The organism is Arcicella sp. GW822-FHT02H01, from assembly GCF_058802005.1.
In genome coordinates this window covers 2,475,861-2,501,014 of record NZ_JBXANT010000001.1, presented here as the reverse complement: position 1 = coordinate 2,501,014, position 25,154 = coordinate 2,475,861, and the positions used below count along the sequence as shown (strand labels likewise).

At 35.3% G+C, this 25,154-nt stretch carries 20 protein-coding genes and 1 riboswitch; of the genes, 4 read left to right on the top strand and 16 right to left on the bottom strand.

Features of this window, described 5'->3' with window-relative positions; genetic code table 11:
- The 3 genes from AC1RNE_RS10735 to AC1RNE_RS10725 form a co-directional block, all read right to left on the bottom strand.
- On the bottom strand, positions 1-1,281 hold the full coding sequence (locus tag AC1RNE_RS10735; RefSeq protein ID WP_492800973.1) for a sensor histidine kinase: 1,281 nt from the start codon (positions 1,279-1,281) through the stop codon (positions 1-3).
- 200 nt (positions 1,282-1,481) lie between these two features.
- Entirely contained in the window at positions 1,482-2,267 is a 786-nt protein-coding gene (locus AC1RNE_RS10730) for a 5'-methylthioadenosine/adenosylhomocysteine nucleosidase (protein ID WP_492800972.1), read from the bottom strand.
- A 106-nt stretch (positions 2,268-2,373) separates the two neighbouring features.
- Entirely contained in the window at positions 2,374-3,675 is a 1,302-nt protein-coding gene (locus AC1RNE_RS10725) for an NCS2 family permease (RefSeq protein ID WP_492800971.1), read from the bottom strand.
- 115 nt (positions 3,676-3,790) lie between these two features.
- Between AC1RNE_RS10725 and AC1RNE_RS10720 the strand changes: the two genes are divergently transcribed.
- Positions 3,791-4,234 carry a DMT family transporter gene (locus AC1RNE_RS10720; RefSeq protein WP_492800970.1) on the top strand — a complete coding sequence of 148 codons (444 nt, stop codon included), beginning with the start codon at positions 3,791-3,793 and terminating at the stop codon, positions 4,232-4,234.
- Between the two features lie 94 nt (positions 4,235-4,328).
- Here AC1RNE_RS10720 and AC1RNE_RS10715 read toward each other — a convergent pair whose 3' ends face one another.
- From AC1RNE_RS10715 to AC1RNE_RS10685, 7 genes are all read right to left on the bottom strand, one after another.
- Positions 4,329-6,734 (bottom strand): TonB-dependent receptor, encoded by a 2,406-nt coding sequence (locus AC1RNE_RS10715; RefSeq protein ID WP_492803628.1) that lies wholly within the window; start codon positions 6,732-6,734, stop codon positions 4,329-4,331.
- A 177-nt stretch (positions 6,735-6,911) separates the two neighbouring features.
- Positions 6,912-7,008, bottom strand: a riboswitch (TPP riboswitch).
- 242 nt (positions 7,009-7,250) lie between these two features.
- Entirely contained in the window at positions 7,251-8,228 is a 978-nt protein-coding gene (locus tag AC1RNE_RS10710) for an AAA family ATPase (RefSeq protein ID WP_492800969.1), read from the bottom strand.
- Positions 8,229-8,441: 213 nt separating this feature from the next.
- The gene (locus tag AC1RNE_RS10705; protein ID WP_492800968.1) at positions 8,442-9,695 is read right to left on the bottom strand and encodes a DUF4350 domain-containing protein; all 1,254 of its coding nucleotides are present in this window, start codon (positions 9,693-9,695) and stop codon (positions 8,442-8,444) included.
- 5 nt (positions 9,696-9,700) lie between these two features.
- Entirely contained in the window at positions 9,701-10,258 is a 558-nt protein-coding gene (locus tag AC1RNE_RS10700) for a hypothetical protein (RefSeq protein ID WP_492800967.1), read from the bottom strand.
- A 32-nt stretch (positions 10,259-10,290) separates the two neighbouring features.
- The gene (locus tag AC1RNE_RS10695) at positions 10,291-10,920 is read right to left on the bottom strand and encodes a DUF4129 domain-containing protein (RefSeq protein WP_492800966.1); all 630 of its coding nucleotides are present in this window, start codon (positions 10,918-10,920) and stop codon (positions 10,291-10,293) included.
- Between the two features lie 70 nt (positions 10,921-10,990).
- Entirely contained in the window at positions 10,991-11,995 is a 1,005-nt protein-coding gene (locus AC1RNE_RS10690; RefSeq protein WP_492800965.1) for a hypothetical protein, read from the bottom strand.
- Positions 11,967-12,935, bottom strand: coding sequence for a stage II sporulation protein M (locus AC1RNE_RS10685; protein WP_492800964.1), 969 nt, complete (start codon positions 12,933-12,935; stop codon positions 11,967-11,969). The genes AC1RNE_RS10690 and AC1RNE_RS10685 overlap by 29 nt, the downstream gene beginning before the upstream one ends.
- Before the next feature lie 158 nt (positions 12,936-13,093).
- On the opposite strand from AC1RNE_RS10685, the gene AC1RNE_RS10680 reads away from it, so the two are divergent.
- Positions 13,094-13,822 carry an RDD family protein gene (locus tag AC1RNE_RS10680; protein ID WP_492800963.1) on the top strand — a complete coding sequence of 243 codons (729 nt, stop codon included), beginning with the start codon at positions 13,094-13,096 and terminating at the stop codon, positions 13,820-13,822.
- Here the strand turns inward: AC1RNE_RS10680 and AC1RNE_RS10675 are convergent.
- The 4 genes from AC1RNE_RS10675 to AC1RNE_RS10660 all read right to left on the bottom strand — a co-directional run bounded on the left by AC1RNE_RS10675 (position 13,809) and on the right by AC1RNE_RS10660 (position 17,578).
- Positions 13,809-14,711 (bottom strand): AraC family transcriptional regulator, encoded by a 903-nt coding sequence (locus tag AC1RNE_RS10675; protein WP_492800962.1) that lies wholly within the window; start codon positions 14,709-14,711, stop codon positions 13,809-13,811. The genes AC1RNE_RS10680 and AC1RNE_RS10675 overlap by 14 nt on opposite strands.
- 101 nt (positions 14,712-14,812) lie before the next feature.
- A complete protein-coding gene (locus tag AC1RNE_RS10670) occupies positions 14,813-15,007 on the bottom strand; it encodes a hypothetical protein (RefSeq protein ID WP_492800961.1) in 195 nt (64 codons plus the stop codon).
- A gap of 236 nt (positions 15,008-15,243) precedes the next feature.
- On the bottom strand, positions 15,244-16,077 hold the full coding sequence (locus tag AC1RNE_RS10665; RefSeq protein ID WP_492800960.1) for a dienelactone hydrolase family protein: 834 nt from the start codon (positions 16,075-16,077) through the stop codon (positions 15,244-15,246).
- 169 nt (positions 16,078-16,246) lie between these two features.
- Positions 16,247-17,578 carry a DUF4419 domain-containing protein gene (locus tag AC1RNE_RS10660; protein ID WP_492800959.1) on the bottom strand — a complete coding sequence of 444 codons (1,332 nt, stop codon included), beginning with the start codon at positions 17,576-17,578 and terminating at the stop codon, positions 16,247-16,249.
- Between the two features lie 212 nt (positions 17,579-17,790).
- On the opposite strand from AC1RNE_RS10660, the gene AC1RNE_RS10655 reads away from it, so the two are divergent.
- A complete protein-coding gene (locus AC1RNE_RS10655; RefSeq protein WP_492800958.1) occupies positions 17,791-18,024 on the top strand; it encodes a DUF8507 family protein in 234 nt (77 codons plus the stop codon).
- Between the two features lie 301 nt (positions 18,025-18,325).
- On the opposite strand, the gene AC1RNE_RS10650 is transcribed toward AC1RNE_RS10655, so the two are convergent.
- Both AC1RNE_RS10650 and AC1RNE_RS10645 read right to left on the bottom strand, forming a co-directional pair.
- On the bottom strand, positions 18,326-18,763 hold the full coding sequence (locus AC1RNE_RS10650; protein ID WP_492800957.1) for an FKBP-type peptidyl-prolyl cis-trans isomerase: 438 nt from the start codon (positions 18,761-18,763) through the stop codon (positions 18,326-18,328).
- A gap of 247 nt (positions 18,764-19,010) precedes the next feature.
- On the bottom strand, positions 19,011-24,446 hold the full coding sequence (locus tag AC1RNE_RS10645) for an alpha-2-macroglobulin family protein (RefSeq protein ID WP_492800956.1): 5,436 nt from the start codon (positions 24,444-24,446) through the stop codon (positions 19,011-19,013).
- A gap of 450 nt (positions 24,447-24,896) precedes the next feature.
- Between AC1RNE_RS10645 and AC1RNE_RS10640 the strand changes: the two genes are divergently transcribed.
- Positions 24,897-25,130: a hypothetical protein gene (locus tag AC1RNE_RS10640; RefSeq protein ID WP_492800955.1), complete on the top strand. Its 234-nt coding sequence runs from the start codon at positions 24,897-24,899 to the stop codon at positions 25,128-25,130.
- Positions 25,131-25,154: the final 24 nt, after the last annotated feature.

Below are 25,154 nucleotides of genomic sequence, written 5' to 3'. Positions count from 1 at the left end.
CTAAGCAATATAAGGGAGTAATAACCTAAATTCACAACCTTCACCTAATTTGCTTTTTAGTAGGATAGTACCTTTATGACCTTCTACCATTTCTTTCACGTAATAAAGTCCTAGTCCAAAGCCCTTTACATTATGTACGTCACCAGTGTGTACTCTGAAAAACTTATTAAATACTTGTTTCTGGTCTCTTTCTGAAATACCAATACCGTTATCCTTGACCGATACCATTAAATTATTACCAATATTTTCAGACGTAATAATGATTACTGGCGGACGTTCGCAATATTTAACGCCATTGTCGATTAGGTTGTGAATAATGTTGGTAAAATGCAACCTGTCAGCTTTGATTACGCTATGTGTAGCCTTTAAATCAATAATTAACTCTCCATTTTTTTCTTTAAACAAGGGTTCACAGTTGATGGATAATTCGTTTATTAATTCATGAATATCTACTTCTTCAAAATTAAGCTTATCTATTTTTTGAGCAATATTGGCCGTTTGTAAAACCGTATCGACATTCTTTTTTAAACGGGCGGCTTCTTTTCTGATAATAGCAGCATAGCTCAATAAACGTTCTGGAGTATTGACTATCTCTGGTTTCATCAGCACTTCGCTGGAAATGGAAATAGTAGATATTGGCGTTTTGAATTCATGCGTCATGTTATTAATAAAGTCGTTCTGAATTTCAGAAAGTCTTTTTTGCTTAAAAATCAGCATCAAGGCATATACAAAAAAGGCCATTACTACTAGTAAAATAGCTGACGAAACAAACCAATTGTCTAAATCGCTTAAAAGAAATAATTTTTTATCAGGGAAATGAACTCCGAAATAATAATTATGAATATCTAAATCGGGAAAATGATAAGAACTGGTAGAATCTGAACGGTCGCAGTTTTCGGAATGACATACAAAAGACGTATATCTGATATTATCCTTCAAACAGTCGTAAATGCCAAATTCAAAGTTGATGCGAATATCATTATGCGCAAACTCCTGTTTTAAAAACTCCTCCAAAATCATGTGATTGATGGTGTCGTTTACCTGAACAGTATAGTAGTTTGAAGTAACTCGCTCTACAGGGTCAATGATTTTGTTGTTAGGGTTTTTGTTAAATGCTAATATTCTTTTGCAAACTACTCTCAAAGCGGCCGTTGTTCGTTGGTCAAAATCACGGTCTTGGATATTGTAGGCTTGATTAAACCAATAATATTGCACAACAATTACTCCTCCTAAAAGCAGGATAGATAAAGCAACAAATATTCTGAGTGTTTTTGCATTCATGGGTAGTAGCTTTAGGCAATGATTTAATGACTAAAAGACAAAAGATAGTAATCCTTTAGTCATTAAGTCTTTTAGTCATCAAATCCAATAAGAAGTCTAATAACGACAACGTATTTTGCTATAACATTAGTTTTTTACTTAACAATCATTAACAATTGAGCGACGAGTTGAAAACTCGTGCTACTGAGTAGCTATTTTTTCTATAAATCCCCCAAGATGCCCAATACCAAGCTTGCAGAGTTATAAGCCGCTACATATTCAAAGGTTTTCATATCTAAATGAGCCTTTGAATTGGCATTATCGCTAATACTTCTAATCACCAAACAAGGAATTTTTTGTTGAAAACATACTTGTGCCACTGCCGCGCCTTCCATTTCTGTAGCATCAGCACCATATTTTACCCGCAATTCATCGACTTTCTGATTGGAATTTACAAAAACATCACCTGTAGCAATAATGCCCGTCATCACGTTAAGATTTCTGGTTCCTACAATCCTATAAGGTGTTTTCTTTGAAATACCCTGAGCTTTTTTTAGCAATATTTCATCAGCAGGGAAATAAATAGGGTTCATTTCTACATAGGCAGGGTTTCGGGTAGGACGAAGGGTAAATCCTGTAGAATCAATTTTTCCATAATCATGTTCAAAAGTAGATTTCGCAATGACGATATCACCCGGTAGCAAGTCTGGATGGATACCCCCTGCAATACCCGTGAAAATCAACTGCGCAGGATTCCAGTTCATCAATAAAATACTGGTAGTCATGGCAGCATTTACTTTGCCAACACCAGTTAAAGCAACTACCACAGAACGCCCACGAAGCTCGCCCGTTAGAAAACGAATACCTTTTAGGTTTACTTCTTTTTTGTTGCTCAGCGAATCTTCCAATAATTTCACCTCTTGACTAAATGCACCCAAAATAGCCGTTAATGGCTTTTGAGCCTGAATTTGTAAACTAAATAAAAGTAGGATAAGTATTTTTTTCATTTGTTGATTAAGTGATTGGTGAATAGTAATTAGGGTTGGGTTCGCAATTAGACTTTTAACTATGTATGGTAGATGTCTAATCACTAATAACCAATTACTAATCACTTCAAGAAATAATTAAAGACAAAACAGCAAAACCATCTATCACCCAAAGAGCAGGCGATACTTCCTTTGGTTTGCCAGCGAATACCTTGATGATTGTCCAAGACAAAAATCCCCAGATAATGCCTTGTGTGATAGAATAAGAAAAAGGGATTAAGACCAAAGCCAAAAATGCAGGGATGGCATCATCCATTTTAGCCCAATTGATTTTGGTAATGGGCTTCATCATAAATACGCCTACTACTATCAAGGCAGGAGCCGTAGCAATAGCAGGAATTACTGATAATAAAGGCGACAAAAACATAAAAGGCAAAAACAAAATACCTGCCGTAATAGCTGTTAAACCCCTTCGTCCACCTTGTTCTATTCCCACTGCCGATTCTATATAAGCTGTTCCGGGACTTGTTCCTAAGATTCCTGCTAATAAAGTAGCCACTGCGTCTGTCAGCAACGATTGTTTGATATTACGTGGCTCCCCATTTTCGTCGTACAGATAGGCAGCCTCTGCCAAGCCCACAAAAGTAGAAAGGCTATCAAACATATCAGTAAAGACAAAAGCAAAAATGATAGGAAATAAGGCAAATTTGAAAGAATGGATGATATCTAGCTGAAAGATTAAGCTAAAGTCTGGAGTGGCTATCAAGCCATTCCAATTGACTAAAGTCTTTTGTCCGAAGTTAATGGCTGATGCATCACCCCACATTCTACCAATTGGAATAGCCAGTAAAGTAGTGATAACGATGCCTATGATAATAGCTCCTTTTACATCCCGTACTATCAAGATAGCTGTTAGTAATAACCCAAAGAGAAAAGTGATGATGATTGGATTATGAAAACTAGCAATACTTATCAACGTAACAGGATTGGCAATGATAAAATGAGCATTTTCAAAACCGATGAGACTAATAAACAACCCTATACCTGCCGAAATAGCAAAACGAAGGGGTTTAGGAATAGCCTTTACGATATAAGTACGCAAATTGAATATCGATAGAATCAAAAAGAAAACTCCCGCCCAAAACACCGCACCCAACGCTACTTGATAGGAAATTCCCATGCCCTTTACTGCCGTAAACGTAAAGAAGGCATTCATACCCATGCCCGGGGCCACAACGATAGGGTTTTTAGCATAAAGCCCCATCATCAAACTACAGAAAAATGAAAGTAAAACTGTAGCTGTCAATACTGCATCAAAGGGCATTCCTGCCTGCGAAAGAATTGAGGGATTGACAATGATAATATACATTGTAGCCAAAAAGGAACTTATACCAGCAAGTATTTCAGTTTTTTTAGTTGTCGGAGACATAAAATAAGGTTTTTGTCTAAAAATAAGGATTGTTCACCAGAAAGACAATAAGAATGAACCTTCGGGCTTTATATTATACTTTTGTGGGAAGAATACTTTATAAACCATTTATCCAATGCAATACTTTTTAATATTTTTAGCTTTTTTATGCGGAGCCGTTTTCCCTACACAAGCAGGTTTGAATGCTAAAATGGCAAGATTGGTCGGCAATCCAGTACTAGCCGCCTTGTTGTCTTTTGCTACGGGATTGATAGCCCTTACTGTATATGCTATTGTTACGCGTATTCCTTTGTCACAATTTAGTCAATTTAAAAATGCTCCTTGGTATGTTTGGTTGGCAGGAATTTTAGGGGCGTTTTATATCAGTACCGTTATCGTGTTGATGCCACGCTTGGGTGTAGCACTAACCTTTGGCTTAATTGTAGCAGGACAAATGACTGTTTCGCTTTTATTAGACCATTTTGGTTGGCTAGATGCCCCCGTCAGAGAAATATCATTGGGCAGGATTATCGGTGCATTTTTCTTGATAATTGGCGTAATCTTAATTCGTAAATTTTAGCGGTGTATTTAAATTTATAGACAAATAAATAGGCTATTTTTTAATACAAATATGTACTAAAAAATAGCCTATGAATGAGATTTTGACCGAATGCTTAGAATTTCAGACTTACACCAGCCATTACATTAGTACCAGCTTGTGGATAATAGAAGTTTTCAGTATAAGATACTCCTTCAGCAATATAGCTATACGTATAACCATTAGATTCATAAAGGGTATTGAAAAGATTGTTTACCAAGAAACTAAAACTTACTTCTCTTAATGTCTTTCCTTTGATAGTATAAATAGCACGAATATCATTGGTGAAATAGGCATTCAATTTACGGTTTTCGTTAGAGGTATTATCCAAATATTGTTTTCCTACATATTTAGACAATAAGCCTAATTCTAAACCCTTCACAGGGGTATATAATATTTGCGAACCTACGATTACATTAGGTGAAAAAGCAATATTTGTTTTACTCAAAGTAGGTAAAAGCGTTTCTGATTCTGTATCGTAATTATAGATTGACTCTGTAAAGTTTTTGATTTTGTTTTCTGAGAAAGTCGCATTGGCATTGATTTTCAACGAACTATTGAATTGTACGCCTCCTTCTATTTCTATCCCTAAACGATAGCTTTCTGGTACATTCACACGAATTGCACTACCAACATCATTCAGTTTACCTGTCAATACCAATTGGTTATTATAGTTCATAAAGTAACCGTTCACTGCAAAAGCCGTTTTTCCTCTCTGAGTTTTATAACCCAACTCAAAATCATTCAGTTTTTCTGATTTAGGCGTTTTGCCTACGTTATCCACAAAGTCTGAGCGACTAGGTTCTTTGTTGCCAACACTATAAGAAGCATACGCAGAAGTGCTTGGTGATACTTGGTAACTTAAACCAACTTTAGGATTAAAGAATTGATAATCTACTTTCTGCCCAATATTCAACAGGTTGTCATCTGTTCCTTTAATCTCATAATTGATTGTTCTGAGTTGTAAATCAGCAAAAGCGTTTAATTTCTCGGTGAACTGATAGAATGCTTTTGCATATACGTTGAAATCTACTTTTTTAGAATTTCCATCATAATAGCGGTCGCCTATTTTTGAAGTAGAAGCATATTGAGCCCAGATAATTTCGCCATAATTTCTACCATCATATTCGTTCAATGCACCTCCAAAATTGGCCGTTAGCTTTTTACTTCCTTGATAATCAAAAGAGAATGTAGTACCATAAAAATCATTATCCAACCATTTACGACGCACCAAATCTGTCTTAGTAATAGTTGTTGCACCGAATACTACATTAGGCAAACCATATTTTGAAAGCTTATCTTGCTCTTTGAATTGCTCATAATATCCACGTCCATACGTATAATGGAAATTCAAGTTGAAAGTCCAAGCATTTGATAAACTATGAGAAGAAAGCAATTGATAATGGTCTTGCTGATAGTTATCCGTTTGGTTAGGATACGTATACAAATTGAAAGTACGATTGGTTGCTAGAGTAGCTTCAGGAACACCTTCCCAAGCTTGATAAGTTTTTTCTTTGCCAGAAAATACATTCAAACGAACAAAAGATTTTTTGCCAAAATAAGCACCAGAAAGGTAAAACGACTTTAAGTCAGAAGAAGCACGGTCGATGTAGCCATCTGAAGTTACTTTTGATAGACGAGCATCAAAGGTGAATTTATCATTCACTAAACCCGAACCTACCAAAAGAGTATTTTTTAAAGTATTGAATGAGCCATAAGCAGAGTTGATTTCGGCATAAGCCTGTTTTCTGAATTCGTTAGTAGAAACATTAATCGAAGCCCCAAAAGCACCAGCCCCATTGGTGGAAGTACCTACACCACGTTGAATCTGGATAGAACTAACCGAGCTAGCCAAGTCAGGGGTATTAACCCAAAAAGTACCTTGCGATTCAGCATCATTCAACGGAATACCATTGATGGTTACATTGATTCTGGTAGCATCAGTCCCTCTAATTCTTACGCCTGTATAACCCACACCTGCACCAGCATCTGAGGTAGAAACCAACGAAGGCGTAAAGTTTAGTAACTGAGGAATGTCTTGTCCAAGATTCTGTTTCTGAATATCTTCTTTAGAAACATCCGTGAATGCGATAGCAGATTTGGCATTAGCACGGGTAGCACTTACGACTACTTCATCTGCCACAAAAGTAGATTTATGTAAGACAAAATCGAAAGAAGCATCTTTTTGTAAATCAATTACTTGTACATTTTTCTCGTAACCAACAAAACTAATTCTCAACGTATAAGTACCTTTTTTTACATTTTTGAGGAGGTATAATCCCTGCACATTGCTTTGTGTACCTCTTACGGCATTTACTAACGTAATATTGGCACCAGCCAAAGGTTTGTTGCCATCAGCATCAACAATTTTACCAGAAATAGTGTACTGAGCATACGATTGAATAGAGAGGAAAAATACTAAAGCAATCAATGTTAAATAGCTTATAATATTATTTTTCTGATTTACCGATAGGCGAATCATGGCAACTAACTGATTGAGAACACCTGTTTGAACAAACAGATTTCTTGAAGTAATCGTTAAGTTTTTCATCTTTGAAAAGATTAACAACAGGCAAAGGAGTCAAATCCCGTTAGATTTAACAATGTGAAACCCTATGTAATTGATTGATTTTAAATCTGTTCACGTAACCTAAACGCAAAACCAAATTTACAAAATCCCTTCGACGGAATTACCCGCATCAGGTTCAGTGGGTATAATCTCAGCCCGTTATATTAAGGCACCCCTTTTTGTGATTGTGGAACAAAGGTATAACGAAAATTGATAAATTGTACTTTTGGAGGATATATAATTTTTTGAAGGACTTTAAGACTTTAGGATTTTTAGATATAAGACACAAGAGTCAAGACTTTTGTTTGTGGAGCTTTGGGATTTTGAGGCTTGAGGGCATAGGTTGCTCACCCTCAAGCTTTAAAAATGGAAAATATTCACATACAAATTTAAAAATCACTCATTCACAATTCACTCAATCACAACTAATCATCTTGGTACTTCGATTTTTTGAAGAATTTGAGCAATTATGTCTTCTGGTGTTGAGCCTTCCATCTCTTTTTCTGGAGTGAGAATAATTCTGTGACGAAGTACCGCAGGGGTAAGCTCCTGCACATCTTCTGGCGTTACAAAGTCTCTACCTCTGATAGCTGCCAAGGCTTTTGAAGCATTTAATAAGGCCACAGATGCCCGTGGTGAAGCGCCCAAATAGATGAATTTCGAATTGCGGGTTTCATGAATAATCTTGGCGATGTATTCTAAAATTTTAATATCAACAATGGATTGTCGTACTTTTTCGCGTAAAGCTGTTAATTGAGCAGGCGTCAAAATGCTATCAATTAGCTCAACAGGATTGCTGGATGCCGCACTGGAACGAGTATGATTACCTTGGAGAATCTGTATTTCTTCTTGATAAGAGGGATAATTGATGATGATTTTAAAGAGAAAACGGTCTAATTGTGCCTCAGGTAAACGATAAGTTCCTTCTTGCTCAATAGGGTTTTGGGTAGCCATCACTAAGAACGGAAAAGACATCGGATAAGTAGTACCCGAGTTCGTAATTTGTCGTTCTTCCATTACCTCAAACAAAGCCGCCTGAGTTTTAGCAGGGGAGCGATTTATTTCATCAATCAAGATAATATTTGAAAAAATAGGACCTTTTTTGAAATCAAATTCAGCTGTTTTAGGATTAAAAATAGCTGTTCCTAATACATCCGAAGGCATCATATCAGGCGTAAATTGAATACGACTAAAATCTGTAGAGATGGTTTTTGCCAACAATTTAGCAGTAAGTGTTTTCGCTACACCAGGAACGCCCTCTAACAAAACATGACCATCAGCAAAGATGGCAGTCAACAATAAATCAATAGTATTTTGCTGACCGATGATAATTTTCCCGATTTCTGCTCTGATATTGGCTACTGCTTCTTGTAAATCGCTAAGGTCTATTCTTGATTCAAATTCCATATATAGTTGTGATTGAGTGAATTAGTGAGTTAGTGATTAATTTTTAATTAGTGAATTGTGAATGAGTGAGTTATGATTTATTGAATTTATTATTAAGTGAGTTTTCATGGTTTGATTATTCGATTAATGAGTTATCATTTCTTTTAACTCACTAACTCACAATTCACAACCAAAATCAATCACTAAATCACAATTCACTAACTCACAACTATCTTACGTGTTCTTATAAAATGCTTCAATGTGTTTATTAAAGTCAACCAAATCTTTTTCTTGTACGTGTTCGCTACTTTGTATAGTTGCTACATAATCGAAAAGGTCGTTAATTTCGGCAATGGGTAAATTAGTCTTACGACTTAAATCGTCTTTAAACTCCTGATCTAAAATTGTAGTTTTTAAATGAAATTTATGTCTGATATAGGCCAATAAATAAGCTATTTTCTTATCTGAAATTGCCTTATGGTCTTTTTGATTATAATACAAAGCACCAATAGTTTCTACAAAACTCAACGAAGTATTTTTAGGTATTTCGATGATAGGAATAATTCGTTGACGGCGTTTACCTTCAAAAATCAAATAAATTAATAACGAAACCAATGTAATATAATAAGCCCATTTTAGTGCAGGCTGACTAGCAATAAATTTGAATGGAGAAGCATCAATATCGTCTTCACCTTTAGCATATTTTGATTTTAAAATACTTCTATTGTTTTTGCCAAAACCTATAATGTTTACATATTCATCCCAGTAAACTTGTTGTTCGGGTAAATAGGATAGCGCCTTAAAGGCATAATCAGCATTATTGGCTTTTAAAAGATAAAAATTAGAAAAAGCTTTAGGCACAGTGCTCAAATAAAATGAGCCTTTCCCAAAAGGAATTTTAATGAAATTAGCCTCACCAGTGTGATTTTTTCCTAAGATAATAGCATTGGTAGTGACAAGTTTTGTTAAACTATCTTTCTTGTACTTCAACTCAAAATAGGCACTTACAGATTGATAATGATAACGAAAGGCTTTGGGAGCTTTAAGCTGAGGATTTACTAAATTAATAGTAACAGAATCTTTGGTAAATGTTTGGTTATAAGTAGTTTCAAAATGTAGCGTATCGTTTAATCCATAAAAATCCTCCGCAGCAATAAAGGCATTATTCCCTTGATGAACATAGTCTAACAGTTTTTTACGATTGATAGAATCTACCCTAAAATACTGATACACATAAATATAATTGCTCTTTGTGTTTTTTATAGTAGTAACTCCCTTTGCATAAATAGGTACTCTACCATCAGAAATCTTTTGATTCCTGAATACTTCTGGTAGTAATTTATACAATAACTCGCAACCATAAGGAATTTTATCTTTACTCGAATAAGTCTGAGTCCAATCGATAGGTTTTGGCGTGTAGATTTCTACCAAAACGAATCCCAGTATAGTTAGAGAAAGAATTAAGAGGTAAAAACGATGTTTTTTCATACGTACTATTCTGAATCGCTACCATCGTCGGTGATGGTGGTCAGACTAATAATTTTATCGTTTTGAACCATTATTTCCAAGAAAGAATCCGTTGTGCCAAACCTTATACTGATAGTAGTTATCCAATCTTCTACAGAGTTATCCACATCTCTAAGTTTATATGATTTCGGAAAGCGTTTTTTTACTTTCGCCATATTATCACCTACTTTCAAATCAGACAGATTATCAATTTTAAACTTAGGCGTTTTTAATTCAAAACCACTTAGTGTTTCGTCCATGACAAAAAAGACATCTTTGCCATAAAAATATTCTTCAAAATGATTTGAAAGTTGTGCGTCTTGGGTTTCTTCTTTTTTTACTGAATCTGGCGAGCCCAATTTATCTAAAATTACGCCATAATTAGCCCCTAATTTAATACCCCCTACACTCATTGTATAGTAATCTAGGGTGTCATAATCGTCTTCGTTATCATACATTTTTGAAGTGTGTGATAGAGGCTTGAATGACGACAAAGCCATTAATGCCAAAACGGACAAGAGCGTAATTGAACTGAAATATTTCATGTTTTTATGAACGATTTAGATACTTAACTGTATTAAATAATTTGATTACTAAAGTTTAAAAAATCCTCTCGAATTTCAACAAAATGTTCTTCATCAATCGGGAAATCTCCATACCAAGTGTACTCAAATTGACGTGTTACCTGATTGAAGCTAGCTTTTAATTTTGATGATTGTAATTCATAAACGTAAGATTGATTAGTTTTATTGATTTGCCAATGAATCAATCCTGCATCACTTAGTTCTTTCAAGGCCTTTAAATAGTATAGTCGTACGGCAAGGCGATAATTTTTCTGTGCGACCGCATCAGTAATGGCGTCGTTAAAATTTATTTGATGAATATTTTCTTCGATGGTTTCATAGGGAATATCATACTTAGATTTCTTGCTGAAAAGTCCATCAAAATTAACACCAATGAGTTTTAAAATAACAAAAACCACTACCGACGCTATAAAGAAATAGGCAAGTCCTTTCCAAAAATAAGGATTCCCCACACCAGATAAACTTCCTGAAAGCCATTCAAAGAACTGACGCAACAAACGCCTCCACCAAGTTTCTACATAGTTTACTTGCTCAGTACCATATTGGTAATCTTTTAGTTTTCTGAAAGCATTTATCTGGCTTTCTTGTGGCTTTCTGACGATTACTTTTGAAGAATCAACCACGACAGCCAGGCTATGAAAGGAAGTATACGCTGAAAGCAATATTAAATTTATACAAATGTGATAATACAATCTAATATTCTTCATCTTCATTTTCAAAAGTTTTCTTCTGACCAATGGCTGAAATCTGTGATTTTAGCGATGTGCCATCTTTACGTTCTACCAAATTAAAATATTGAAAAGCAAGTGCCACATACGTTAAAGATGAAACCAGTACTCTACCAATGGTAGCAATAATACTTGTAATAATTAAGGGAATGTTTTCCGAGGCTCCACCACCAATTTTCAATACCTTCATGATAGTAACGATGACAGAGGGAGCCGAAAATACTAAAGAAAGAAAATAATTGATAATGGCAAAAACCATTATTAAACCAAACGTCGACCACCATTTTTGCTGAATCAAATAGTTGGCTCTACCAAAAGCATCCCAAACGCTGATATCTTCAAATGCTACGATTGAAGTATTTAGAATAAAAATAATCCCTAAATAAATAATGGTAAGCAACGCCAATAAACCAGCCAGAAACATGGCTAAATTAGCAGAAATACCAGAACCTGCTCCTGAAACAATAAGGCTAATAAAAAAGCCAAATACTAATAACACACCAGCTAATGCCAGTGTTACACTTAGAATACTTGATAGAATAGTGAGGTACAAAGTTTTTACACGTGCCCAAACCATTTCTATGGTAATTGTCTTGGGTTCATCAGAATAGATGTATTCAATAATAAAAGCATATACAGTACTAGCGACCATAACGCTTGCAAAAAATAAAAAGACCAATGAAAGGAAATAGTTTGCAGAAAACAGGTAAGCTGTATTTCTACCCATTATTTCTCCGAATAGCTCTGCTGGAGAACTGTTTTTAGAACCCTGACCAACGTTTCCTACTTCTAGTGCTGCTATTTGAACAAGCCCACCAAAAATACCTCCAATCAATACTAGTGGGCCCGTAAGGTATAATAAAGACAAAAATAGTGTTTTGAAATTGGCAGTAATAAAATTAAAAGTTGCATTTATTTTATCACTAAAATCTCGTTCCTGTTCAAAGATTATTTTGGGTGTTTTTTCCATTTTTAACTCGATTTAATTGTATAGGGTAAACTACAAAATACCAGATAATAAACAAAGCAGAAGGCAAAATAATCATCAAACTTGGTATCAGCGAAAGATGTTTGCGGGTAAGAAAGCTTTCGATAAATCCTGCTATGATGAATAATGGTACTAAGCCAATAATAATTTTTAAGCCCTGTCTAGCACCTTTTTTGAAGGATGCAAGTCGGGTAAAAGTTCTGGGAAAAAGAAGGCTATTGCCCATTACTAAGCCCGCACAGCCTGCAATAACAATTGAGGAAATTTCGAGTGTACCATGAAGCCAAATAGTTAATAAAGAAGTTTCTAAAAAACCATGTTGATAACAGAAATACTGGAATACGCCCACCATAATACCATTAAAAACTAAAAAATAACCAGTACCTATCGAGAACAAAATTCCCATCACAAAAGTGATAAACGATACCTTGATATTATTGATGGTAATCATAAAAAACATCGTGATTTCATTCTCATTTCCATAAATAGCCAGAGGGTCACCTTTCTCGATATTTTCTAAAGTCATCTCAACATAGCCATCCCCCAAAATTAGCCTAGCAAAAGAATCATCATAAGCAGCCGAAACAGCCCCTAATAGTGCTGAAATAGTGAAAATAATAAAAGAAAAAAGTAATTGTCGCTGAGAATTATAAAACAAAGTAGGGAGTTCTATTTTCCAAAAGGTAATAAAGCGACTTGCCTTTTCTCGTTTATTCGCATAAATTTTACTAAAAAGATTAGATGTTAATCCATTAAGGTATTGAGTAGTTGGCGAATCTGGATAGAAAGTACGCGCATACGAAAGGTCGTCAGTCAACTCTACAAACCTTTCTGAAAGGATGTCAGGATTTACATTGAGTGAGTCTTCCTCAAATTCCTGCCATTTATCAAGGTTATGCTTTTTAAATAGGGCTTCCCGCATGGGTTTATAAATAAAATTTATTTGAAATACTTCTCTCTGCTAACTTTCGGAAAGTTACAAAACTTTCTGAATGTTGCCATACTACAAACTTTTTTGCATCAAAAACTTTTCTTATTTTAGGCAAATATATCATATACCTTAGCCCTAAAAATTTAACAATGAGTAAAATACGAATTCAAACCACTCAGAATGTTGCTTTAGATTTTATACCTGCTAGTCTCGGAGACCGCATTGTGGCTCATATCATCGACTGGCTTATCTTTATCGCTTGGGGCATTGTATGCATATTATTGTTTTCGGGTTTAAGTATGTCGTTTGATAATAATGATATTTTAGGCGTTGTGTTTATCGTTTTATTCTTATGGTTACCTCTTATGTTTTATGATTTACTTTTCGAGGTATTCATGAATGGGCAAAGCATTGGGAAAAGAGCGATGAAAATTAGGGTTATCAACCTTGATGGAACCCAACCAACCTTAGGAGCTTATTTGATGCGTTGGCTATTTAGATTAGTTGATACTGTTCTCTTTGGCTCTATCGTGGCACTTATCACCACAGCTGCAAATGGCAAAGGACAAAGAATTGGAGATATAGCAGCAGGAACTGCGGTGGTGAAATTGAAACACGCCGTTAGTTTAAAACAACTTCGTCAGGAAAGTTTTAGAGATAACTATCAGGTAATATTTCCTCAGGCTAGTCTTTTATCCGACAATGACATTACAACGTTGAGGGCAGTATTAAGAAAAGGAGAGAACAATCAGGAATTGATAGAAGAAGCTACTGAAAAAGTAAAAGAAGTAATGGCTGTAGAGTCTGACTTAGACGACTTTCAGTTTTTGAAAAAGGTACTCCAAGACCATACGTATTTGAGTACTATTGAGGACTAGCCTTTATCCATCGTTCGCTTCTGATAAAAGCGGCTTTTGCTAAAAATACTTTTCTATAACCCAAGGGACTTTGATTGGTAATTTGTTTGAACTGTTTATTAAAGTGAGAAATGTTTCCGAAGCCACTTTCAAAACATACTTCTGCCACTTGTTTTTCGGTATTGGCTAATAAATTACAAGCATGTTTGATACGATATTCAGTGACTAAATCAAGAAATGTTTTTTTAGTAATTTTCTTGAAGTACCTACAAAAAGCCGTTTCGGTCATGCTGGCTAAATGTGCGGCGGTTTCTAAATGGAGCTCTTGGGTGTAGTTTTCAATCACATAAGCATAAATTTTATTGATTCTGTCTAAATCTACCGCCGACATTTCAAATTGTTTAGGCTCGCTTTCAATCAATTTTAAATCATTAGAAATGGCTATCGTATTCAATAAATCTAACAAACCGAGCATTCTTTGAAAAGGAGGGACATTCAAAAGAAAAACCATTTCCTTCGCAATGCGGTCTCTTGTTTTTCCTGTAATCTGTATGCCTTGTTTAGCTTTTTCTAACAATATTCTGATGGGTTCTGTCTCTTGATTTTTAAAAAACATATCTCCCCATACTTCCTCCTTAAACTGGACTACGATTGCCTGAGAAGAGCCTTCTATGCCAATCCCTTCGTTTTTCCAACAATGAGGAATATTTGGACCCAATAAAATCAAATCACCTGCCTGAAAATCAGCTACATTTGTTCCTACAAAGCGTTTTCCTTCACTTTTCTCAATCAGCGTCAGTTCAAATTCTGGATGAAAATGAAAAGGAGCATCAAAATAAGAATAACTAATTTGTTTAAAAAAAATTGAGCTGTTCGATGAATCACTCAACTGTTTTAAGGAAGCCTTCATTTATTGTAATTTTATCGAATTGATTGAAAACCAAAGTTTTAAGGTAAAAATGCACATATTTTACTAAAAAACCATAAAAAATCAATCAAATTGATAAATGATTAATGCTTAGGACATCCACAGTCTTTTTTCTTGAACAAACCCCAAAGGAAACCTTTTTTACGACGGCGTTTTGTTTTAAAAGCAGCCTCTGACTTGCTTTCCGAAATACTTGTTTTTACAGCATTGCTAGTAAAGGCTTCACTCTCAACTTGTACACAAGACAGGAGAACGGTAAAAAGAATCAATTTTTTCATAAATCCTTTATGATTTAATGGAGTTTAAACTTACTATATTTCAACGAAAAAGCCATAACAATCGGTATATTGCTATGGCTTTTTACTATTTCAACCGTAAATTTAATATTGCGGTACTAAAAATAGAGGATTAAAAATCTGATATTTCAAGGATGGGATATTTACCCGCAGATTTTCGCAGATTTTAAACCGCAGATTGACGCTGATATATAGCCAAATCTAAAACGCTCATAGCTCTACTTCAATTTCCCTTTCAAATAGTTAATCGCCAGTGAATAAGCTTCTTCTGAGGCTTCTCTATCAAATTTAGGATTTGATGGATTAGCAAAAGCGTGTTCTGCATCAAAAGATTTTACTTTGATAGCTTTGCCAGCAGTAGCCATATCTTTTTCAAATTGCTCCACTACAGCTTTTGAAATCCACTGCTCTCTTCCTGCAAAAAGCCCCAGTACATCACATTGCAATGTTTTTAATTTCTCCACATTTTTTTCAGGCATGCCATAATACATTACACAGCCCACTGCTTGTTTGCCTTCGATGATAGCAGATTGTAGTGATAAGCCACCGCCAAAACACCAACCTACCGAAGCAATTTTAGCTTTTGGCCCTACATACGCCAAAGCACCTTTCATGATAGATTGTAAACGCGCAGGGTCAGCACCTGCCATCAAAGCACCAGCTTCTTTAGGGTCAGTCGCTACTTTACCATCATACATATCAATTGCAATAACGGTTACATCTTTCAAATCACCATAAAACACTTCTGACTGTTTTTTGATATAATCGTTCAAGCCCCACCATTCTTGATAGACAAATAAATACTTGTTTGAAGGTTTTACAGATTTAATTAAGTACGCATTAGCCGTTTTACCATCTGGCGTTTTGAATTCAATCATTTTGCCACCAACCGTACTTACGTGCGTATAAGGAAGTGGCGAAAGGTGAGCGGCCTGAAACTCTTTTGTAGATGCCATTAATTGCATGTCATCTTTAGCCAAAGAACAACAACTTTGAGAGAAACCCATATAAGCTATTGTTGATAATACCAACGTAAAGAATAGTTTTTTCATTGAAATAGATACCTCCAATCCCCGACGGAGTATTTGTTTTGGTTTAACCAGTTCATCATTGGGGGAAAATCAATCATGAACAATTACAATATCTACTTAACGGATAAAAAGAGAAGATGGTTTAGGCTTAATGATAATTTTAAATTACAAAGACTATGTTCAGCAAAAATCATCTTAACGCTCCATTGATGGTTAATTTTGTATTAGGTAATAATTTTCTAATTCTTTGCTCTTCTTCTGAGGATATTTGTCCTTTTAGCTCAAGGTTATCGATAGAGATTTTTGCTAACTCATCAGGGATATGCACTTTATTCAAAAATGATAAATGTAAATAGTCTATTTTCTGTAATGAATAAATATCATTCGGAATGGTTTCTATATTGCTAATCGATAAATCGTCGATGTCTTTTTGATATCTAAACTCAGATTTCTTTGGGTCGAAAGTGTTTTTATTATTGATAGCCCAAGCAATTTCGGGCTTTAACGTATAATCATCTTTGTTTTGAGATAAGCCTACAAAACCAGCCCAAAACTCCATTTTATAACTCTTTTTGTGTTGAATATCTTCTAATACAAAAGGCACTTTTACCAATTCAGATGCCAAATCGTTGATTTTTGCAATTGGCTTTAAGTCTCTTTTTTTACCTTCTTTGGTATAAGGGAAAAACTTAACAATCCATCCGTCGATGGTTGTAGGTGAGCCATACTTTTTTTCAGTATGAGCTTTTACCATATTCATCCAGAAGTCTTTTTTGAAATTCCCTTTTTTAGTTTCAATGATTTGCTTTAATACAGGTTCTAGTTCAGACGTCCACCAAGTTAAATTGTATTTAGCAATATACTTAGTCTTATCAAGCACTTTTTGCCAATCTTCAACGGTTCCTTCTATCGTAATTCTCGGGATACCACACCCTATTAGGATTACTTTATAATTAAAATATTCTTTAACGGTTTCCATCACTGTAATTTCACTCACTATTTTGGTTGTGGGAGTCGTAGTGCTGAAATCTGCTGTGAGGACATCGGTTAACTTATTGCCAGTATAATCATTAATTTGACTAGTAAATTGTGGAAAAACTGCTTCCCAATTGCTACTAGGGTTGCCGATTTGAATATCGTTTGACATAATATTCAGGTTTTTTTTATCCTCAAAACCTACAATATCTTTTCTGAATGTCTCTGAATTGTTAGAGATGTGTCTGGCAAAACCTTGGCTAATAAGTAGCCACATAATATCTGGTGAAATCACAAAAGGTCTATGTTCTTTATAAGCCGTTAAAATCCCTGTCAGAAAAGGGTGTTCTCCATAGGTAACTATACTATCTGGAAGCTGTGAATTTTTTTCAATGTTTGCTTTTAAAAATTTAAAAACATCTTTTGAGGAGGTTTGGTACAGCAATTTCTCAGGTTTTGTGAGGGTTTCAATCTCAAAAGTATTGGAGGTTTGCGCCCATGAGGAGAAACAAGCCACAGTCAAGACAGCGGTGATGATTTTTTTCATGTGTTAAATAAAATGATAGAGGAGCGTAAGTTATAATTTATACAAGTTTAACGGTTTATCGTTAATTTAAGATATTAGATTTGTTATTAAATAAAAAGCTTAAATAATTAACTGATAATACCAGTAGATAGATAGTCTGTTAAAAAAGTGTTTAAAGGATTTTTTCTAGTTTTAAAATTGTTTTACATTTGAATATAAAACGATTAGAAAAGATGCAGGCAATTTCTAAAATGAATCAGATGCAATTACATCTGTTACAGTTTTTTGCAGAAAAGAATGTTAGTTCTGAAGAAGCAGAGGAGTTACAAAAACTCATGGCCCAATATTATTTTGATAAAGCTGAACAAGAGCTAGAAAGAGTAATGTATGAAAAAAATATTACTCAATCTGATATAGAAGATTTAGCTAATCAACACCTACGTATTGCATATAATGGGGAAGTATAAATTATCCCGATTTTTCTTAAAATTGAGAGACACTTAATAAAATAGCCTCGTAGAGGCGGTATATTGGTAGCCACATTAGCAGTAAAAATACAAACAATATTCTTTTCCAAGCCCCATCGGGGCGAAATATTTCGCCCCGATGGGGCTTGGAAAAGAATAAGAGGAGGCTTCTACCGATATAGTGTTCCTAACGGAACTATAATTCGAATCTATAAACTGAAAAAGCTGTCAAAAACTAATTTTTGACAGCTTTTTCAGTTTGTAAAATTCGGGATGATTCCTGTTTTACACTAATAACCTCTTAGTTAGTTTTCAACAATTCTACTTCAAATATCAAAGTAGCTCCTCCTGGAATATCTCTACCAGCTCCACGTTCGCCATAAGCTAAATGATGAGGTAAAAAGAACTTATATTTACTGCCAGTAGGCATTAATTGTAAACCTTCTGTCCAGCCCGTAATTACTTGGTTTAAGCCAAAGCTGATAGGCTCGTTACGCAAAACACTGCTATCAAATACTTTTCCATCAATAGTAGTACCGTGATAATGCGTTAATACTTTACTTCTTGGTCCACTTGGTTTTGGACCATCGCCTTGTACTAATATTTCGTATTGTAAACCACTTTCAGTTTCAATAACTTCTGGTCTTTTTCTATTTTCTGCCAAGAATACTTCTCCTTTGGCAATTTCGTTCGCTAAGATTTCACTCATATGTGCTTGTCGAGTATCTGAAAAACTCATTGTTTTTGAATGTTTAATGTATATTAATTTTGTATTGAAACGTTTTTTTTATTCAGTTTGGTTCAAATTTAATGGTGATTGAGTGAATTGTGAATGAGTGATTATATTTCTTTAATCTTGACAGGAAAAATTTACCCGCTGATTTTCGCAGATACTTTTCGGATAATATCTCCACTATCTGCGGAATTTTTCTGAGATAATCTGCGGGTAAAAGTAAATAATATCAAAGATTCCAAAACCGACAACTTTATTCCACCACTGCAACGCCACCACCAGAATAACTTCTGTATTCACCACGATACATGGCATCGGCTGAAACTGGCCCCATTTGGAATTTACCTTTTGAAACCGCTCTTACCAAATAATAGAAAGTTTGTGGTTTGTCAGCTACCGTAGTAAAGAAATTAATTCTATCATCCCTGATGTCAAAATGCTCTGGCGTACTTTGGTCTTTTATCCAAGTCAACTCTCGGTCGGCATTCAATCTTGGGTTTTCAATTTCTAACCCTGCTGGTAACATATCCGTCACTACAACGTTATCTACATTCAGTCCATTCATGGTGGATAACGTAATTTTAACTACAATCAACTGATTTTGTTTGAATTTAGCTTCACCCAAAGGCTGTCCCGAACGACTATAAAATTGCTTTCTAACCTTCAAGACATTATCTATCTCTTCATATTTTCCTGACGCACTCAATCCTTCAGCTTGGGCAAAGTAATACAAACTACCTCTGCCTTGGGTACGGATAATAGATTGATTAGCGATATTTTTTATCAATAAATCCTTATTGGTAAAATTACCGACTATTTTTCCATTACTTGTCAACGAAGCCGTAATGTTGCTGGCATTGGCTTTCTTGGCTAATTTACCTAACGCCAAAAAGGCGAAAGACTGCTCTTGCGTACTTAGCCAACGTTCTTGTTTCAATACCGTCGAAAGCTGTCTTGCCAACGTCGGAATTTGAATATTGTTCGGGTCGGTATCAATGAGGGTATTTAATACCAAAGCCTGATTACGAATTGGTGAGCTAAAGCTTCCGCCAGATTGTTTTTCAGTTTGTTCAAAAATATAACTTTTTGGCAGAATAGTTGAATAACTTCTTACATCGCCTATCAAACTATAAGCGGAGGCTAATAAATACTTCTCGTCGATGGTCAGAACACTTGGATTTGCCTTGTAATAGTTCATCACCGAGCGATTAGGCTTCCCAGCCAAAGCCAACACGTACAAACTATAAATGGTTTCTCTACTAGCAATTACTCTTGAAGTATTACCACCATTGTGATAAATATATTCATAATCGGTTTTCTTAGTATTTGATTGATTGTTTAGGTATTCAATCAGTTTACCTAATGTTGCATTATTTACTTCAAAATCATTCTTTTGAGCTTCTAATAAAAAGTGCATCGCAAAGGCTGAACCCCACCACGACTCACGGTCGCCACCTTGCCAGTACGACATCCCACCGCTTGGCAACTGCATCGTTTCTAGTTTTCTGATAGCCGTTTCTACATTATAACGTGGGTTCAACTGATTATCCCCTGTTTTTAAATAAGGTTTTTTACCCGATTGAATCTGTTTTACCAAGTCGGCAAAATACAATTGTGGAAAAGCCGAAGCCGTTGTTTGTTCTACGCAACCAAAAGGATAATCCAACAGGTTTTGAAACTGATTAGTAAACTGCACCATTGGCGATTTACTAAGCGTAATTTCGGTACTTAGGCTGTTTGGTAAATAATCATTATCTAGGCTTACAGTAGCCGTTCCTCCACCATTAACAACACCCGAAGTAGCAGTTTTAATCAAAGAAGTAGTAGGACGAATGGTTAAATCTATTTTCTCTGTAAACTTTTCTTTCAAGCCATTTACGGTAACATTTACGACTGCATTGCCCATCATTGCTCCAGCTTTTACCGTAAAATAAGCCCTGCCTTCTTTTTCTGCAGGAATCACTAAGTTTTGAATCTTGCTTCCTACAACACTTAAACCACCTGACAATGTAACACTAGCACTTACTGAAGCATTTTGTTTAGTAGTATTTGTGACATTTACGGGAACTTGAATTTCATCATTAGGCGAAACAAATCTAGGTAAAGCTGTGCTTACTACCAGTGGGTCGGCTACTTTCATGTTTTTGGTAGCAGAACCAAATGCCTCGTCTTTATAGCCAATCGCCATAATACGTAAATCGCCAGAGAACTGTGGAATATCAAATTCAAAAGTAGTTTCGCCATTAAAACCTGTTTTCACAATGCCCGACCATATCGCCACTAATTTTACCCTGCCATTGATTAATGGATTGACTCTCTTCTCTAAATCATACCCATCACCCCCAACAGACGAGCTTCCTGCAATGGATAATTCAGGAAACAAGAAAGGATATAAATCAAAGCTATTTACTTCTAAAGCCTGTTTTTGGTAAAAATGATTGTAAGGGTCAGGTGTTTTAAAGTTCTTCAATTGCAAAATACCTTCGTCTACCACAGCAATTGTCACCTCTGTATTGGCCTTAGTTTTAATGGTAACTTTCTGTTTGGTTTTGGAACGAGACTTTTCCACAGCTACTATTTCAATCGGTAATTGATTATCGGTATCTTCGACCATTACAGGAGCATAGCCATGCGCTACCGTGAGAGGTAGGTTAGAATTATCTAAGGGACGAATCAGCGTAGCGGAAACATATACGTTAGGCAAATGTTCTTTGCGAATAGCGAAACTTAATTCAGCCGATTTTTTATCGGTTTCAATCACAAAGTTTTCTAATACATGATTTCTTTCTACCGTAACAATCAATTTACCCGCAAAAGGTGTTTTAAAAAGTACCTTAGCTTGGTCGCCGACATTGTACTTCTCTTTGTCAAATTCCATCACCACCTGTCCTTCGTTGTTTACTTCAAAAGAACTGTTTTCGGTAGAACCAAATCCGTAAGCATAAAAGCTTTGTGCCGTCCAAGATTTTGCTCCCTCGCTATGTACCCTTACTTCATATTCGCCCGAAACGGGTGGTGCATAAGCAATGGTTGTTTTGCCATTATCAAATGACAAAGCTCTTGAATAGACCACTTTTGTCTGCTTTTTAGACGAATATTTCAAGGTATTATCAGCATTTTTCTGAATAACAGTTTGGTATTCAAAACGCACAATTTCTATTTTGCCTTTTGCCGTAGTAGGTTTTCCGTCTTTGTTCAAAGCGACTAATGGAATTTGTACAGGAACATTGGTACCTACATAGGTATCGGGCATACCGATGCCATAAAAAACAGCTTGTGTAAAGACATCCAATTTCTTCAAGCGATTTACGGGACGACCAGTTTCATCAAAAACCGTTACAAACGTTTTAGATTCTAATACACCCATATTGCTATAAGTAATAGGAATCTGGAAGTTTTCCTTGGCCATACCATTAGCGTCGGTCACACCTTCACGGGTTACGTCTTCAAAATTGGTGTTGTCTTGAATATCAAATACATAGTCTTTAAAAGCCTTTGCTTCAAAGCGTTTTCTTTTCAGCTTAAACTGCATTTCATAATTTCTATCAGAGGCAGGCGGACCAAATAAATTCAACGCAGTAGCTGAAATTTGGATAGTTTCACCATTACGATAGAATTCCTTGGCAGACTTCACATCTACCTTGATTCTATCAGGCATAAATTCCTCAATAGAAATATTGCGCGAAGCCAACAAAACATCATTGGCATTCATCACTTCTAGTACATAAGTACCCGTAATAGCGGAGGTGCTAGTTGGGATAGTTAATTCAACCGCACCTTGGCTATTCGTTACTTTTTTAAAGGTTTTGTATTCTCGTCCATTAGGAAGAAGCAACCTGATTTTTACAGGAATTTCACCAACAGATTCCCAATTTTGTTTACGAATAATGGTATTCATATTGATGGTTTCCCCCGGACGATAAATATCACGGTCGCCATATACAAAGGCCTCAAAGCCAGAAACGTTATCACGTTTGCCTTCTACATCAAAACGAGAGGTTTCTACTTCCGAACCATCCATTAATAAATAATTGAAATCGTCTGCGGTATGGGCAGAAATCATCGCTACTTTAAAACCTGAAGCCTTTAAATCCTTAAAAGTAACAATGCCCTTTGAGTCCGTTTTTGCGGTTTGAATCGTTTGATTATTGCTCGAAATCAATTTGATTTCTACATCACGCATAGGCTCAGCCGTTTTGATAGCATTGGCAAATACTACCACTTCATTTTCAGAAGTTTTCATGATTAAACCAATATCCGAAATACTGACAAGCTTAGTAGCATTGTTATAATACTCATCGTTAGAATTAAGATTCACTAAGTAAATCCCCTTGATATTATTTTGCTCTGGTAAAGACAAATTCAACGCACTCACACCTTTTACCTTGGCAAGATTAGAGGTCTCTATGGTCTTGTTAACAATTACATCAGAATATTGACCTGATTCATCCATGTCGTACATATACGACCCAGCTTTATATTCGCCTGTTTCTTCGTTATAGTCTTGATAGTTTTGATAACGCCCATACTTCATAAAATGCAAAATGTTATTTTCATAAACCTTTGCAATCCTTACATTTACTTTGGGGGTATTTACGATGTTTACGGCTATGTTTTTGTTTCCTTTTGAGGATAAATAAATAGCTTTTGCATTGGTAAAGCCTATTGAGGCGGGCATTTTTCCGAAATACAAATCTTTAGTATATTCATCGGACAAACTAGCTCCAAGAATACCCTTGATAGTTTGTTTAATCGTAAGCACATAATTATCACTTTCATTAAAATCACCACGAATGATAAACCCATTTTCTATTGTTTCAACCTTGGTACTTAGTGTGGGATTATTCTTTTCGGGCGTTTTGACTGCAACTTGAGTTTCGATAGGATTACCTGTAGAATCGTACATAATAATGGCTGCTTCTTCAACTGCTACTTGTTGTTTTTCACCTCCGTCTGTTTCGATAGAATACATTTCTTGCAGGCGCTCAGGCGTTACACTTTGGTTAGTAATCACTTTTACATAACCTTGGTTATTCTCAAAACCATGTTGAATATCAATGATTTCTAATGTTTTTACATCTGGTAAAGTAGTTTCTAAACTCAATACTTCAGCAGTTTCAAAAGTAGAGTTTGGCATTGAAAGCCCTTTATCAATCGTCACTTTAAAAGACTTTCCGCTGGCTTCTGCTTGGTTTTTTAATTTTACTAAAACACTCGCAATCGCTCCAGACTGGGTAATCTGAAAATCTTGATTTTTATCATCATCATCCGTTACCGTCAATGATTTTGCTAATTCTTTTGGGTTCACAGGGTAGTTGAAATTTACTTTCAACATTGCAGTTGGCAAACCATCCTCTCTTGATTTTGTCCAAAACGATTCTACATTTTCTATTTTTAAATAAGGCGTATGAAACTTTATTTTATCAGCATCTAGGCCTAAATCTTTCTCAGCTTTGGCTAAAATACCTTTGCTCACCACAGCCGAATAATCGGTTGCGGCTTCAAAACCCACTACAGGCGAAAACACTAATTCGTTGGTAGCTGTCCATTTAAATTTCCCTTCTACTTTAGGTGAAAATTCAATCAGTGGTTCAGATGACCAAGTATTCAAATCAGCCTCTTTGACTAAATCTTTACTGAAAGTGAAAACAAGGTTTTGGGTGAGTTGTACCTCATCTTCAAAATTCATGCTTTGTATTTTAACATCGCCAAATTTTGAACAAGACAGTAAGAAAAAAAAGCTAAAAAAAAGGAAGTAGATACCCGATTTTGGGCGATTGAAAGAGGTTTTCATAGAGCTCGAGCCGATTTAGAAAATCGTAAAACAGAATTAAATGGGTTTGTGAAAATCTGAGAGAAGTTCAGCAAAGTTTAATTGATTATCAATTTTTTACCAATAAATCTTCATTGAAAATTAGTAAACGGCTGAATGCTGTGGATAATTATATTTTTATCCTTATAAGTTTTGAATAGATGGTCATAAATGTTTGGATTTTAGAATGGGTTGGATGTGAGAAATGCAAGTGAAAGTTTTGAAAGAATCTTTTTAATTGTCATTTTTGATAAAGGAATGATTATTAAACAAGCGATAAACCATATAAAATAAATATTTAGGTTTAATCCTTAAAATAACGTTATTATGTATGCAGCCATCAATGGAGTTTTTGAAAACGGCCAATTGACACTACAAGAGGCTCCTCCAACCAAAAATAAAACAAGAGTTTTAGTGATGTTTTTGGAAGAAATAGAAACAATTAAAGGTGAAGAAGTAATTAAGAAAAAGGGTATTAAACTTGGTAGCTTAGCAAGCAAAGGCTATTCTATTCCAGATGATTTTAATGCGCCACTGGACGATTTAAAAGATTATATGTAATGGAACAATATTTGTAATATCGGT

Coding starts and splice junctions, on each gene's coding strand:
- AC1RNE_RS10660 (WP_492800959.1), bottom strand. CDS start 17,578: ATGAAAAAAATCATCACCGCTGTCTTGACTGTGGCTTGTTTCTCCTCA.
- AC1RNE_RS10715 (WP_492803628.1), bottom strand. CDS start 6,734: ATGATTCGCCTATCGGTAAATCAGAAAAATAATATTATAAGCTATTTA.
- AC1RNE_RS10670 (WP_492800961.1), bottom strand. CDS start 15,007: ATGAAAAAATTGATTCTTTTTACCGTTCTCCTGTCTTGTGTACAAGTT.
- AC1RNE_RS10710 (WP_492800969.1), bottom strand. CDS start 8,228: ATGGAATTTGAATCAAGAATAGACCTTAGCGATTTACAAGAAGCAGTA.
- AC1RNE_RS10655 (WP_492800958.1), top strand. CDS start 17,791: ATGCAGGCAATTTCTAAAATGAATCAGATGCAATTACATCTGTTACAG.
- AC1RNE_RS10735 (WP_492800973.1), bottom strand. CDS start 1,281: ATGAATGCAAAAACACTCAGAATATTTGTTGCTTTATCTATCCTGCTT.
- AC1RNE_RS10720 (WP_492800970.1), top strand. CDS start 3,791: ATGCAATACTTTTTAATATTTTTAGCTTTTTTATGCGGAGCCGTTTTC.
- AC1RNE_RS10705 (WP_492800968.1), bottom strand. CDS start 9,695: ATGAAAAAACATCGTTTTTACCTCTTAATTCTTTCTCTAACTATACTG.
- AC1RNE_RS10640 (WP_492800955.1), top strand. CDS start 24,897: ATGTATGCAGCCATCAATGGAGTTTTTGAAAACGGCCAATTGACACTA.
- AC1RNE_RS10690 (WP_492800965.1), bottom strand. CDS start 11,995: ATGGAAAAAACACCCAAAATAATCTTTGAACAGGAACGAGATTTTAGT.
- AC1RNE_RS10650 (WP_492800957.1), bottom strand. CDS start 18,763: ATGAGTTTTTCAGATACTCGACAAGCACATATGAGTGAAATCTTAGCG.
- AC1RNE_RS10645 (WP_492800956.1), bottom strand. CDS start 24,446: ATGAATTTTGAAGATGAGGTACAACTCACCCAAAACCTTGTTTTCACT.
- AC1RNE_RS10680 (WP_492800963.1), top strand. CDS start 13,094: ATGAGTAAAATACGAATTCAAACCACTCAGAATGTTGCTTTAGATTTT.
- AC1RNE_RS10700 (WP_492800967.1), bottom strand. CDS start 10,258: ATGAAATATTTCAGTTCAATTACGCTCTTGTCCGTTTTGGCATTAATG.
- AC1RNE_RS10685 (WP_492800964.1), bottom strand. CDS start 12,935: ATGCGGGAAGCCCTATTTAAAAAGCATAACCTTGATAAATGGCAGGAA.
- AC1RNE_RS10730 (WP_492800972.1), bottom strand. CDS start 2,267: ATGAAAAAAATACTTATCCTACTTTTATTTAGTTTACAAATTCAGGCT.
- AC1RNE_RS10725 (WP_492800971.1), bottom strand. CDS start 3,675: ATGTCTCCGACAACTAAAAAAACTGAAATACTTGCTGGTATAAGTTCC.
- AC1RNE_RS10665 (WP_492800960.1), bottom strand. CDS start 16,077: ATGAAAAAACTATTCTTTACGTTGGTATTATCAACAATAGCTTATATG.
- AC1RNE_RS10675 (WP_492800962.1), bottom strand. CDS start 14,711: ATGAAGGCTTCCTTAAAACAGTTGAGTGATTCATCGAACAGCTCAATT.